Source organism: Curtobacterium sp. BRD11, from assembly GCF_031844345.1.
GTDB lineage: Bacteria > Actinomycetota > Actinomycetes > Actinomycetales > Microbacteriaceae > Curtobacterium.
On sequence record NZ_JAUZUZ010000002.1, the window covers coordinates 316432 to 328880 of the forward strand.

The following is a 12449-nucleotide window of genomic DNA, read 5'->3' on the forward strand; positions in this document are numbered from 1 at the left end:
CCGACGAACCGTTACACAACGGTGTCGACAGCCCCCGTTCGGGTGACGATCAGTTGGCGTCCTGCGGGCCCGTCGGGGTCGGGGTCGGGGTGCCCGAGGGCGTCGGGTCCTCGGCCTGTTCCCACGTCGCCGTCGCGGCGTCCGAGGACTCGGAGGCAGCGAGCGAGCCGCACGTGACCGTGTAGGTGAAGGACACCTCGTCGTTCACGGCGTCCGCCTGGATGGTGACGGCCGTCGAGCTGGTGTCCCCGGAGGTGGCTCCCGAGGCGTCCTTGCCGCCCGTGACCGTCCACGTGTACTTCGACACGTCGTAGCCGTCGGGGCACGTCGCGCCCGACCAGCTGAAGGTGACCTGGCCGGACTCGGACACCGTCCCCGCGGTCGGGGTGTTCGGCTTGTTGGCCGTCGGCGGGGTCGTGTACTGGGTGAGCGTGACGAGGGTGCCCTCGACGACGCTGCCCGTCGGGGTGAGGTCTGCGACGGTGCCGGCCTGCTCTGCCGTCGGCGCGGGGCTGCCGTCCTGCACGGTGACCTCGAAGCCGCGGCCCTGGAGCTCGTTCCGGACCTCGTCGGCGCTGCGGCCGACGTAGTCGCTCTTGTTCAGGAACACCCGTGCCGTGGTCGGTGTCGGTGTCGGCGTCGACCTGGTCGGCGCGGCCGAGGCCGACGTCGGTGCGGGGTCCGGGTCGTCGGAGCCGCCGAGCGCGAAGGCCGCGATGACCCCACCGATGACGAGCACCGCGAGGACCCCGACGAGCCACCAGATCCAGGCGCGCTTCTTGGTCGGTTCCTCGTCCTCCGGCGCTGCCGGTGACCGCGGCGTGCCGGGAGGGCCGGCGACGGCTCCGGCCTGCGTGCCGATGAGCGCGGTCGCCGCGTCGTTGCCCGGACGCTGCGGCGGGTTGAACGCGACGGTGCCCGCGCCGCCGACTGCAGGGACGGCGACGGTCGCTGCGGCGACGTCCCCGCGCCGCAGCGCCTGGGACGCGCGGGCCAGGTTCGCCGCGGTCGCCGGACGGTCCGCCGGCTTCTTGGCGATGCAGGACAGCACGAGTGCCGAGACCGGCTCGGGCACGTCGCCGGGCAGCGCGGGCGGCTGCTCGTTGATGTGCGCCATCGCGATCGCGACCTGGGACTCGCCGGTGAACGGACGACGCCCGGCCAGGCACTCGTACGCGACGATGCCGAGCGAGTAGATGTCGGTCGACGGCGATGCCGGGTGGCCGCTCGCCTGTTCCGGGGACAGGTACTGGACGGTGCCCATCACCTGGCCCGTCGCGGTGAGCGGGACCTGGTCGGCGATGCGCGCGATGCCGAAGTCGGTGATCTTCACACGGCCGTCGGGCGTGATGAGCAGGTTCCCGGGCTTGATGTCGCGGTGCACCAGGCCGACGGCGTGGGCGGCCTGCAGGGCGTTCGCCGTCTGGGCGACGATGTCGAGCACCTTGTCGACCGGCAGCGTGTGCTCCCGCTCGATCATGGTGGACAGGGCCTCGCCCGGGACGAGCTCCATCACCAGGTACGCGCTGCCGTCCTCCTCGCCGTAGTCGAAGACGTTGGCGATCCCCTCGTGGTTGACGAGGGCAGCGTGGCGCGCCTCCGCGCGGAAGCGCTCGAGGAAGCCCGGGTCGCCGAGGTACTCGTCCTTGAGGATCTTGAGTGCGACGGTCCGGCCGATGACGAGGTCGGTCGCCTGCCACACCTCACCCATGCCGCCGATCGCGACCCGCGAGGAGAGCTGGTACCGCCCACCGAAGGTGAGTCCGCTGGTGGGTCTCATTTGTTCAGCACCGCCTCCATGACCTTCTTCGCGACCGGGGCCGCGACCGTGTTGCCGACGCCGGACTGCCCGAGTCCGCCGCCGTTCCCGACGACGACCGCGACGGCCACCTCCGGGTTCTTCGCCGGGGCGAACCCCGTGAACCACAGCGTGTACGGATCACCCGTACCGCCTTCCGCCGTACCCGTCTTGCCGGCGACGTCGACTCCGTCGATCTTGGCATTGGTGCCGGTCCCGCCGCTCACGACGCTCTGCATCGCCTCGGTCAGGTCGGCGGCCTCGGAGCCGGACAGGGGGTCGCTGTACTGCTTCGGCGAGAACGACTCGACGGTCTTCAGGTCGCTCGTGGTGATCGAGTCGACGAGCGAGGGCTGCATGACCTTGCCGCCGTTCGCGATGCCCGCCGACACCATCGCCATCTGCAGCGGCGAGACGCGCACGCTGGCCTGCCCGAACGCGCTCAGCATGAGCTGGGCGGTCGAGTCGACGTCGGGGTACTGGCTCGCGGTGGCGCGCATCGGGACCTCGATCGCGTCACCGAAGCCGTACTCGTCCGCGACGGACTTGATCGTGTCGTACCCGAGCTTCTGGCCGAGCTCGGCGAACGGGATGTTGCACGAGAACTGGATCGCCGTCCGGAGCTTCACCGTGTCGCCGCCGCCGCAGGAGCCGCCCTCGGCGTTGTTGATGTACGAGCTGGTGCCCGGCAGCTGCAGGCGCGACGGGTTCGGGAACTCGGAGTCGAGCGAGTACTTGCCGTCCTTGAGCGCGGCGGAGGCCACGACGAGCTTGAAGACGGAGCCCGGCGTGTACAGGTCGCCGCCGATCGCCCGGTTCTGCAGCGGGGTCGGGGTCTGCTGCAGCAGGGCGTCGTACTGCTGCTTGACCTGCGCGGTGTCGTGCGAGGTCAGGGCGTTCGGGTCGTACGCCGGCTTCGACACCATCGCCAGGATCTTGCCCGTGCTGGGCTGGATCGCGACGACCGCACCGCTGTTCTCGCCGAGTGCGTCGTACGCGGCCTGCTGCACGTCCGGGTCGATGGTGAGGTTGACGTTGTCGCCCTGGACGTCCTGACCGGTGAGGATCGCGTTGAGGTTCTGGAAGAACGACGCGTCGGAGTTGCCGGAGAGCACGGCGTTCTCGGCGCTCTCGATGCCCGTGTTGCCCTGGCCGATCGTGAAGTAGCCGGTCACGGCGGAGTACAGCGCACCGTTCGTGTACTTGCGCTGGTACTGGTACTGGTCGTCCGAGGGGGTCGACTCGGCGATCGGGCTGCCGTCGACCAGGATCGCGCCGCGCTTGGTCGAGTAGCTGTCCAGGATCGTGCGGGAGTTCCGCGAGTCGGCACGCAGGGTGTCGGCGGCGAAGAACTGGATCGAGGTCGTCGACACGAAGAGCGCGACGAACATGAGCACGATGACGGTCGAGACGCCGCGGAGCTGTCGGTTCACCGGGTGCGCTCCTTCCTGGTCGTCGCACCGCGTCCGGAACGGCCACGGGCGGCGGGGACCGCGCCCTGCTGGACGCGCTGTTCTGCGGGGATCGAGTCGGTCAGTCGCAGCAGCATCGCCGCGATGATCCAGTTCGCGATGAGCGACGAGCCACCCGCGGCCATGAAGGGTGTGGTCAGACCGGTCACCGGGATGATCCGGGTTATGCCGCCGACGACGACGAAGACCTGCAGGGCGATGATGAAGCCGAAGCCGACACCGAGCAGCTTGCCGAAGTCGTCCTGCGCCATGAAGGCCACGCGGAGGCCCCGCGACGCCAGCACGATGAACAGGGCGAGGATCGCGAAGACACCGATCAGCCCGAGTTCCTCGCCGAGCGACGCGACGATGTAGTCCGCGTTGGCGACGGGCGTGATGTACGGACGGCCCTGACCGAGGCCGGTGCCGGTGATCCCGCCGTTCGCGAAGCCGAACAGGCCCTGGACGAGCTGGTAGCTGCCCTGGGTCTGTCGGTCGAAGATCGCCTGGTCGAACGGGTCGAGCCACTGCTCGAAGCGTCCACGGACGTAGACCAGGACCGACTGCGCGACGAGGGCACCGCCGACGAACAGCCCGAGCCCGATGACGACCCAGCCGAGCCGGGCGGTCGCGACGTAGATCATCACGAGGAACAGGCCGAAGTAGAGCAGCGCCGTGCCGAGGTCGCGCTGGAACACCAGGACGGCCATGGCCGACGCCCACATCACCAGGATCGGGCCGAGGTCACGAGCGCGCGGGAACGTCATGCCGGCGAACTTCTTGCCGACGATCGACAGCGAGTCCCGGGCGGTGACGAGGTACCCGGCGAAGAACAGCGCCATCGTGATCTTCGCGAGCTCGCCGGGCTGGAACGAGAACGGGCCGACGCGGATCCACACACGGGCGCCCCCGACGTTCTCCCCGATGCCGGGGAGCATCGGGAGGAGCAGCAGCGCGATCGTCGCGAACATGAAGATGTAGCGGTAGCGCTGCAGGAAGCGGTGGTTGCGGACCGCGACGACGGTGATCGTCGCCAGGACCATCGCGAGCATCGTCCAGACGATCTGCTTCACGCCGATCGCGTCCCAGCCGGTCAGGCCGTTGTGGACGTCGATGCGGTAGATCTCGGCGATGCCGATGCCGTTGAGCACCAGGGCGATGGGCAGCACGAACGGGTCCGCGTGCTTCGCGACGACGCGGAGCACCACGTGCATGACGAGCGCGAGGCCGAGGATCCCGCCGCCGACCCAGAGCACACCGGTGTCGAAGATCCGGCCCTTGGTGCCGAGCTGGACGAGCACCATCGCGCCGGCGCAGATGCCGCACGCGATGACGAGCAGCACGAGCTCGAGGTTCCGGGCGCGGGCCGGCTCGCGCAGCTTGATGGTGATCGCCTGCGTGAAGGACTGCGCGGTCGCGGCGCTCATCGGCCGTCCCCCGGGCTCTCGGACGGCGAGGCGCTGCCGGACGGCGAGGCGCTGTCCGACGGTGACCCCGTCCGGGTCGGGCTGGGCGACGGCGACGAGTCCGCATCGCCGCCCGTGCCGGCCTGGTCCTGGCCGGTCTCGGCGGCCTTCCGCAGCCGGTCCACGATGTCGCGCGCGTCGGAGAGCGAGGTCGCGTTGATCGTCGACCGCACGTTCTCGCGCGTGTAGTCCGGGAGCGACGTGACCGAGATGTCGGTGTCCTCGTAGACGTCCGACAGCGCGATCGGCCCGATCGACTGCTGCACGCCCTGGTAGATGGCGACCGTGCCGCGGTCGGTGCCGACGTAGTAGTGCGCCTGCGTGATCCGCCAGCCCAGGAACACCGCCCCCACGAGGGCCGCGACGGCGACGACGAGCGCGATCGACCAGGCCACGCGGCGCCGGATGCGGCGACGGCGGTCCTCGGCGATGAGTTCGGCGAAGTACTGGTCGGACTCGGGCTCGAAGTGGGAGTCCTCCGGCACGGCGCTCACCTTGAGCGGGTGGAGCAGGATCGTGGGGAGGCGGATCGGCTTGCGACCGGTCGACGCCTCGAAGGTCAGGGGTGCCGCGGCGGAACCGACCGTGGTGGCGGCGGCGTCGTCGTCCTCGGGTTCCGTGTCGGTGACGTCCATCACGACGACGGTCACGTTGTCCGGGGCACCGTGGTCGAGCGTCTCCTTGACCAGGCGCTGCGTCACCTGGTTCGCGTCCATGGTCGACGCGAGCGCGTGCCGGATCCGCTCCTCGGCCAGGTACGACGACAGACCGTCCGAGCAGAGCAGCCAGCGGTCGCCGGTCTGGATGTCCATGACGGCGGTGTCGACCTCGGGGGCGGCGTCGACGTCGCCGAGCACGCGCATGAGCACCGAGCGCCGGGGGTGGACGGCGGCTTCCTCCGGCGTGATGCGACCGCTGTCGACGAGGCGCTGCACGAAGGTGTGGTCGGAGGTGATCTGCTGCAGCTCGCCGTCGCGCAGGCGGTAGATGCGGGAGTCGCCGATGTGCGCGATGGCGATCTGCTCGCCGACCCGGATGAGTGCGGACACGGTGGTGCCCATGCCGGTGAGTTCCTGGTGCTCGAACACCGTCTCGGTGATGAGCTGGTTCGCGGCGATGAGCGCGGACTGCAGGGCGAACTCGGCATCGTGCGCGGACGGGAACTCGCGGTCGACCTCGCGGATGCGGCGGATGGCGATCGCGGACGCGACGTCGCCGCCGGCGTGGCCGCCCATGCCGTCCGCGACGGCGAAGAGGTGCGTGCCGGCGTAGCCGGAGTCCTGGTTGTTGGCGCGGATGCGCCCCACGTGGGACACAGCGGCGCTCAGCGTGCGAGCCGTCATGTCCCGGTTACCGCCGCAGCTCGAACGTCGTCGTCCCGATCGTGATCGGCGTCCGTTCCGCGATGGTCACGGGGCCGGTCACCTTCTGACCGTTGACGAACGTGCCGTTCGTGGACTCGAGGTCGGACAGGACCCAGCCCTCGCCGCGGAGGTCGAGGCGGGCGTGGTTGGTCGACGTGTAGTCGTCGCGGATGACGACGTTCGACTCGCTGGAGCGTCCGATGGTGATCGGACCGCCGCCGAGGGGCATCTCCATGCCCTCGCGGGAGCCCTCGGTGATGACGAGGCGCGTCGCGACGCCGGTCGGCGGTGCGGAGCCGGACTGCTGCTGTGTCGGGCCCGCGGGTTGGCCGATCAGCTCCGTGAACGCGCCGGGCGCTGCGGCTGCAGGAGCTGCGGCGGCGGGCACGGTCGGCGTCGTCGGTGCGGACGCTCCGGCCTTCGGGTCGGTCGGGATGGTGCGGACACGTTGGCCGAACAGGTCGCTCCGCAGGGCGAAGACGATGACGAACACGAACAGCCACAGCACCGCGAGGAAGGCGAAGCGCAGGACGAGCAGGGTCAGGCCCGTGGTCATCGCGCACCTCCGTCGTTCTCCGGGATCACCCGGAACACCATACGGGTACGACCGATCTCGATGGTGGAGTCCGGCTCGACGATGGCCTGCTGGAAGCGTTCGCCGTTCAGCTTCGACCCGTTCGTGGACCCGAGGTCGTTGGCCTGCGCGTGCTTGCCGTCCCAGATGATCTCGACGTGCTTCCGACTCGTCCCGGTGTCGGCGACGGTGATGTCCGCGTCGGTGCCGCGCCCGATCACGGTGCGGCCGCGGTGCAGCCGGTGGCGCTGCGACCCGATGTCGAGCACGGCGACCCACGCCACGTCACGCTGCACCGTCGACGAGTCGACCTGCAGGATGCCGGTGGACAGCGTGCCGTCCTGCTGCAGCGTGATCGAGACCGGTCCGGAGAAGGAGTAGTTCTGGGCCACCGCGTGCTGCTGCACCATCTGCGACAGCTCGTCGATGAGCGGGCGCCCGATGTCGTTCATCCGCGTGTGGTCCGGCGGCGCGAGGCGCACCGTGAACTCGTTCGGGACGAGGATCCGCTCGCGGGAGACCACGGCGGCCTTCGTGTCGAGCTCCCGCCGCAGCGCGCTGGAGATCTCGACGGGCTGCACGCCGGAGCGGAAGGTCTTCGCGAAGGTGCCGTTGACGGCGCGCTCCAACCCTCGCTCGAAGCTGTCCAAGAGGCCCATGTGTCTCCGTGTTCGTCGGTCAGGGACCACTGCATGGTAGTGGGTGGCGCTCGTGCCCGTCTGTGCGTGGTCACGGGCACCCTCCGTCGCGTGCTAGTGTTGCCGGGCTGGCGCGAGTGGCGGAATTGGTAGACGCGCACGGTTCAGGTCCGTGTGCTGGAAACGGCGTGGGGGTTCAAGTCCCCCCTCGCGCACCAGGTGAGGAACGGCCCCCGGAGGAATCCGGGGGCCGTTCCGCGTTCCGGCGCCGATGCTCCCCACGACCGGCCTGGAGGCTCGTCCCACCTCCGTCCGTCGGCCGCGGCCGCGCACGGATCGGGTCCGCCTCGGCGCGCCGACCGGTTCGGCCCACCGACCCCGTGGCGACCGCCGGCCTGCCCGTTCTGGGGGTTGCCCCGTCGCTGCCGCTCTCCGCACACTGATCGGCGTCGTACCGGGTCGTGCCGGTGCGCCTGCTCCTGGAGGACCCATGCGGACGTCGTCCGTGACCGCTGCCGTGGTCGCACTCGGGACCGCGCTCGTCGCGGTCGTCACCACCAGCGTCGGGGTCGCCCCCGCGCACGCCGCGCCGTCGTGCCGCGGTGACCGGATCACGGTCGCCGAGCTGTCCGGTGGCTGCGTCGTCGCGTCGGGCTCGGTCGTGCTCCCCGACGGTCGCGTCTTCGCGGTGCCCGACGCCGGCACGACGGTGACCGCGCTGCCCGTGGCGACGACGACCGGTGGTGATCCCGGGGATGCCTCGGTGACGAACACCGGCGCGGCAGGCATCGCCGTGGCGGTCGACGGGCGCTGGTCCGGCGCCCCTGCTGCCGTCCGGCGGGTGCTCGCACTGCGTGAGGGCCGCGTCGCCGCCGGGCACGACGCCGGTGCGGGTGCGGCCACGACCGGCACCGGATCGGCCGCCTCGAGCTGCACGGACCGGTCGTACACGCTCCTGGCGTACCGCTGGACGAGGGACGTCCGGTGGTGGTCGAACCCGACGGGAGCGAAGGCGGCGGACCGCGTGGCGATCCGTGCGGGTGCGACGGCGTGGAGCGGACGGCTCGGGACCTGCGGGCGCTCGATCACGTCGAGTGCCGCGAACACCTGGGTCAGCACGACGGCGAGGACCCCCGCGGTCTCGAGCACCGGGGGCTGCGGCGACCCCGACCGTCGGAGCGTCACCGGCTGGGGCTCCCTGCCCGCGGGCACGCTCGCGACCACGTGCGTGTGGTCGCAGGACGGCATCGCGGTCGAGGCGGACCAGCGCTACTCGACCCGGTACGCGTGGTCGTCGACGGCGACGTGCTCCGGGAACCGGTACGACCTGCGCGGCGTCGCGACGCACGAGTGGGGGCACGCGTACGGCCTCGGGCACACCGCAGCCTCGTCGGCCCTCGTCATGAAGCCCGCGGCCGCGCCGTGCGACGTCGCCCAGCGCAGTCTCGGGCTCGGGGACGCCCTGGGCATCGACGCCCGGTACTGACGATCGCCACCGGTGCCCGGCGCCGGCGCGCACCGGCCACCGCCGCCGCCCGACGCGCAGGTCGCGGGACCCTGCACTCTCTAGGATCGACCGCATGACGAGCACGATGCCGGGCTTCGGCTCCGCGCGGATCACCCAGATCGGGTTGCGCGACCGCGTGTACGACCGGGTGCTCGAGGTGCTCATGGGGCACGACGTCGAGCCCGGGATGCGCCTGTCGATCGACGGTCTCGCCCGGACGCTCGGCGTCTCCCCGACCCCGGTGCGCGAGGCCCTCGTGCAGCTCGAGCGGACCGGCCTGGTCACGCGCGAGGCCAACAAGGGGTACCGCGTCGCGCCGCCGCTCGCCGGCGACCAGCTCGAGGCGCTGTTCGACGCGCGGCTCATCGTCGAGAGCGGGGCGGTCGAGCTCGCGGCACGCGGGGACGTGGCCGTGCTGCGGGAGCGGCTCGCTGCGGCGCTCGCCGAGCAGGAGGCCGTGGCCGCCGAGGTCGCCCGGGTCGGCGCCCGCCGTGCGTCCGAGGAGCTGATGGCCCGGTTCTTCCGCTCCGACTGGCGTTTCCACCAGCTCGTGTTCGACGCGACGAGGAACCCCTTCCTCGAGGAGATGTCCGCGATCATCACGACGCGGGTGCACCGCATGCGGCAGATCGTCGAGGGCGGGGACGACGACACCGAGCGGGCGGTCGCCGAGCACCGTGCGGTCCTCGATGCCCTCGCCGTGGACGCGCCCACGGCCGTGGCGGCGATGCGGCACCACATCGACGCGGTGCGGGTGCGCTCCCGGGCCGACGCGTCACACTCCGCCTGACGGAACGGGGTTGCGCTCTGGCTCAGCGCGAGTATCTTTCCTATAGGAAAGAGGTTCAAGGATGAACCGTGTGATGCAAGGGAGCACTCCGTGAGCACACCGCAGGACTGGGTCGAGCAGGACTGGGACCCGGACAGCTGGACCGACCGGACGTGGCCGATCGCCGTCTGCCTGCACGGCTTCGACCGGGTCAGCCGGGACGGCACCACCTTCCACGACGCCCCCGTCGAGGTGTGGGACGACGTGTTCGCCCAGATCGCCGCAGCGGGCTTCTCGCTCGCCGAGCTGGCCGACAGCCACATCCGCCCCGCGGACCTCGAACGGTCCCGGCGCGACGAGCTCTTCGCGGTCGCGGCGGCCCACGGCGTGGGGATCCCGTCGGTGCACCTGCAGCGTCGGAGCGTGATCCAGCCCGGGCACGAGGAGGAGAACCTCGCCTACGCCCACCGCACGATCGACGCGGCGGCCGAGTGGGGCATGCAGGTGTTCTCGACCGGACTGCACCAGCCGTTCTCGGACGCCCAGCAGCGCGCGCTCTGGTTCTGGACGGCTCCCGGGCCGAAGGACCCCGAGGACCCCGACGTGTGGGACGCGGCCGTCCGTCGCCTCCGCGAACTCGGGGAGCACGCGGCGAGCGTCGGCCTGCCGATGGCCCTCGAACTGTACGAGGACACCTACCTCGGCACCGCCGACAGCGCGGTCCGCCTCGTCGAGGAGATCGGGCTCGACACCGTGGGTCTCAACGCCGACGTGGCGAACCTCGTCCGCCTGCACCGTCCGGTCGAGGACTGGCGGGAGCTCTTCGCGAAGACGATGCCCCACACGAACTACCTGCACGTGAAGAACTACACGCGCGACGAGGCGGGCGACGGCAGCTGGGCGACGAGTGCGCCGAGCACGATGGAGACCGGGCTCATCAACTACCGCCAGGTCCTCCGGGACGCGGTCGCCGACGGCTTCCGCGGGATCGTCATGACCGAGCAGTACGGCGGGGACAGCCTCGGCGTCTGCGCCACCAACCAGCAGTACATCCGGTCGGTGCTCGCCACGACGAGCATCGGCACGAAGCACGGAGGAGCAGTCCGATGAGCACCCTCGACATCGCCGTCGTCGGGTCCGGGTACATGGGCGGCGGGATCGCCCAGGTCCTCGCCCTCGCCGGTCACACCGTCCGCATCGCCGACGTCTCGGCCGAGATCGCGCAGCAGAACCTCGAGCGGCTGATCCGCGAGACGGGCCAGTTCGTCGCCGACGGCCTGTTCCCGGAGGACGCCGTCGAGCGGGTCACCGCGCACCTCAGTGCCGCCGAGTCGATCGAGGCCGCCGTCGCGGACGCCGACTTCATCGAGGAGGCGGTCCCCGAGAAGCTCGCGATCAAGCACGAGACCCTGCGTCGGATCAGCGCCGCCGCCCGACCCGACGCCGTCATCGGCTCGAACACGTCGACGATCCTCATCGAGAGCCTCGCCGAGGCCGTCACCGGTCCGGAGCGCTTCCTCGGCGTGCACTTCTCGAACCCGGCGCCGTTCATCCCCGGTGTCGAGCTCATCCCGCACCCCACCACCGGCGAGCACGCCGTCACCGTCGGCGAAGCAGTCGTCGCGGCGACCGGCAAGCAGTCCGCGCGGGTGCAGGACTCGACCGGGTTCGTGCTGAACCGCCTGCAGTACGCCCTGTTCGAGGAAGCATCGAAGATCGCGGACGAGGGCATCGCCAGCCCCGACGACATCGACACGATCGTCCGGACGACCTTCGGGTTCCGCCTGCCCTTCTTCGGCCCGTTCGCGATCGCGGACATGGCGGGACTCGACGTCTACGCGTTCTGCTTCGAGTCGCTGCAGACCCGCTGGCCCGAGCGCTTCGCCACCCCGCCGACGCTGCAGCAGCACGTCGACGCCGGCGAGCTCGGCACGAAGACCGGATCGGGCTACCTCGACGTGCCCGCCGACCGCACGCCGGAGCTCGTCGCCTACCGGAACAGGGCCTACGTCGCCATGCAGGAGCTCCTCGACGAGCTCGGCCCGGCCCCGATCCACTGAAGGAGCACGCGATGCGCAACGAGCAGCAGACCGTCGTCCTCACCGGCGCGGCGTCGCCGCGCGGCATCGGCCGTGCGACCGCCCACCACCTGGCCGAGCAGGGCTGGAACGTGGGGATCGTCGACCTCGACCAGGCGGCGAGCGAGGCCGTCGCCGCCGAGCTCCGCGAGCAGCACGGCGTGCAGGCGGTCGGCGTGGGCGCGGACGTCGCCGACGAGGCCGCCGTCCGGGCCGCCTTCGACACCATCGAGGCCGGGCTCCCGCCGATCGCGGCACTCGTGAACCTCGCGGGTGTCTCCTCGGCGCACCCCTACCTCGACCTGCCCGAGGGGGAGTGGCACCGGGTGCTGAGCATCAACCTCGACGGGGTGCACTTCGCCGGTCTCCGGGCAGCCGAGTCGATGGTGCGGAACGGGTACGGCCGCATCGTCAACCTGTCGTCGGTCTCCGCGCAGCGCGGCGGCGGGACGTTCAGCAAGACGCCGTACTCGGTCGCGAAGGCGGGCGTGATCGGCCTCACCCGCGGGATGGCCCGGGAGCTCGGGCAGCACGGCGTGACGGTGAACGCCATCGCGCCCGGCCCGATCGACACCGACATCATGGGCGGCACCCTCTCCGAGGAGCGCAAGGCCGAGATGGCTGCCGACGGTGTCCTGCCGCGCATCGGCACGCCGCGGGACGTCGCTGCCGCGGTCGCCTACCTCGTCAGCGCCGACGCCGGGTTCGTGACGGGTCAGACCCTGAACGTCGACGGCGGCCTCTACATGCACTGAACCCGACGGCACGCACCGGAGCCGACGGCTCCGACCACCAGAACGGCCA

At 71.1% G+C, this 12449-nt stretch carries 11 protein-coding genes and 1 tRNA gene; 6 read left to right on the forward strand and 6 right to left on the reverse strand.

Features of this window, described 5'->3' with window-relative positions; genetic code table 11:
* Positions 1 to 49: 49 nt before the first annotated feature.
* From Q9R28_RS06090 to Q9R28_RS06115, 6 genes are read right to left on the reverse strand one after another with little or no spacing between them, the layout of a single operon-like run.
* The gene (locus Q9R28_RS06090) at positions 50 to 1780 is read right to left on the reverse strand and encodes a protein kinase domain-containing protein (protein WP_066651142.1); all 1731 of its coding nucleotides are present in this window, start codon (positions 1778 to 1780) and stop codon (positions 50 to 52) included.
* A complete protein-coding gene (locus tag Q9R28_RS06095; protein ID WP_066651145.1) occupies positions 1777 to 3231 on the reverse strand; it encodes a penicillin-binding protein 2 in 1455 nt (484 codons plus the stop codon). Before Q9R28_RS06095 ends, Q9R28_RS06090 begins: the two co-directional genes overlap by 4 nt.
* Positions 3228 to 4676 carry an FtsW/RodA/SpoVE family cell cycle protein gene (locus Q9R28_RS06100; RefSeq protein WP_311205675.1) on the reverse strand — a complete coding sequence of 483 codons (1449 nt, stop codon included), beginning with the start codon at positions 4674 to 4676 and terminating at the stop codon, positions 3228 to 3230. Before Q9R28_RS06100 ends, Q9R28_RS06095 begins: the two co-directional genes overlap by 4 nt.
* Positions 4673 to 6058 carry a Stp1/IreP family PP2C-type Ser/Thr phosphatase gene (locus tag Q9R28_RS06105; protein WP_311205676.1) on the reverse strand — a complete coding sequence of 462 codons (1386 nt, stop codon included), beginning with the start codon at positions 6056 to 6058 and terminating at the stop codon, positions 4673 to 4675. Before Q9R28_RS06105 ends, Q9R28_RS06100 begins: the two co-directional genes overlap by 4 nt.
* Before the next feature lie 7 nt (positions 6059 to 6065).
* Positions 6066 to 6635, reverse strand: coding sequence for an FHA domain-containing protein (locus Q9R28_RS06110; RefSeq protein WP_251154391.1), 570 nt, complete (start codon positions 6633 to 6635; stop codon positions 6066 to 6068).
* Complete coding sequence (locus Q9R28_RS06115) at positions 6632 to 7312, reverse strand: DUF3662 and FHA domain-containing protein (RefSeq protein WP_066651163.1); 681 nt, start codon at positions 7310 to 7312, stop codon at positions 6632 to 6634. Before Q9R28_RS06115 ends, Q9R28_RS06110 begins: the two co-directional genes overlap by 4 nt.
* A 110-nt stretch (positions 7313 to 7422) precedes the next feature.
* On the opposite strand from Q9R28_RS06115, the gene Q9R28_RS06120 reads away from it, so the two are divergent.
* The 6 genes from Q9R28_RS06120 (at position 7423) to Q9R28_RS06145 (ending at position 12400) form a co-directional block, all read left to right on the forward strand.
* Positions 7423 to 7509 (forward strand) — tRNA-Leu (locus Q9R28_RS06120).
* Positions 7510 to 7781: 272 nt separating this feature from the next.
* Positions 7782 to 8777: a matrixin family metalloprotease gene (locus Q9R28_RS06125; protein ID WP_251154390.1), complete on the forward strand. Its 996-nt coding sequence runs from the start codon at positions 7782 to 7784 to the stop codon at positions 8775 to 8777.
* A gap of 94 nt (positions 8778 to 8871) precedes the next feature.
* On the forward strand, positions 8872 to 9588 hold the full coding sequence (locus Q9R28_RS06130) for a GntR family transcriptional regulator (RefSeq protein WP_209684753.1): 717 nt from the start codon (positions 8872 to 8874) through the stop codon (positions 9586 to 9588).
* 90 nt (positions 9589 to 9678) lie between these two features.
* Positions 9679 to 10677, forward strand: coding sequence for a sugar phosphate isomerase/epimerase (locus tag Q9R28_RS06135; protein ID WP_311205677.1), 999 nt, complete (start codon positions 9679 to 9681; stop codon positions 10675 to 10677).
* Positions 10674 to 11627: a 3-hydroxyacyl-CoA dehydrogenase family protein gene (locus Q9R28_RS06140; RefSeq protein ID WP_209684749.1), complete on the forward strand. Its 954-nt coding sequence runs from the start codon at positions 10674 to 10676 to the stop codon at positions 11625 to 11627. Before Q9R28_RS06135 ends, Q9R28_RS06140 begins: the two co-directional genes overlap by 4 nt.
* A gap of 11 nt (positions 11628 to 11638) precedes the next feature.
* Positions 11639 to 12400: an SDR family NAD(P)-dependent oxidoreductase gene (locus Q9R28_RS06145; protein WP_311205678.1), complete on the forward strand. Its 762-nt coding sequence runs from the start codon at positions 11639 to 11641 to the stop codon at positions 12398 to 12400.
* The last annotated feature ends 49 nt before the right edge of the window (positions 12401 to 12449 follow it).

Excerpts from the sequence above, each read along its gene's own strand:
- Q9R28_RS06090 (WP_066651142.1), bottom strand. The coding sequence starts at position 1,780 with ATGAGACCCACCAGCGGACTCACCTTCGGTGGGCGGTACCAGCTCTCC.
- Q9R28_RS06100 (WP_311205675.1), bottom strand. The coding sequence starts at position 4,676 with ATGAGCGCCGCGACCGCGCAGTCCTTCACGCAGGCGATCACCATCAAG.
- Q9R28_RS06105 (WP_311205676.1), bottom strand. The coding sequence starts at position 6,058 with ATGACGGCTCGCACGCTGAGCGCCGCTGTGTCCCACGTGGGGCGCATC.
- Q9R28_RS06110 (WP_251154391.1), bottom strand. The coding sequence starts at position 6,635 with ATGACCACGGGCCTGACCCTGCTCGTCCTGCGCTTCGCCTTCCTCGCG.
- Q9R28_RS06115 (WP_066651163.1), bottom strand. The coding sequence starts at position 7,312 with ATGGGCCTCTTGGACAGCTTCGAGCGAGGGTTGGAGCGCGCCGTCAAC.
- Q9R28_RS06125 (WP_251154390.1), top strand. The coding sequence starts at position 7,782 with ATGCGGACGTCGTCCGTGACCGCTGCCGTGGTCGCACTCGGGACCGCG.
- Q9R28_RS06130 (WP_209684753.1), top strand. The coding sequence starts at position 8,872 with ATGACGAGCACGATGCCGGGCTTCGGCTCCGCGCGGATCACCCAGATC.
- Q9R28_RS06140 (WP_209684749.1), top strand. The coding sequence starts at position 10,674 with ATGAGCACCCTCGACATCGCCGTCGTCGGGTCCGGGTACATGGGCGGC.
- Q9R28_RS06145 (WP_311205678.1), top strand. The coding sequence starts at position 11,639 with ATGCGCAACGAGCAGCAGACCGTCGTCCTCACCGGCGCGGCGTCGCCG.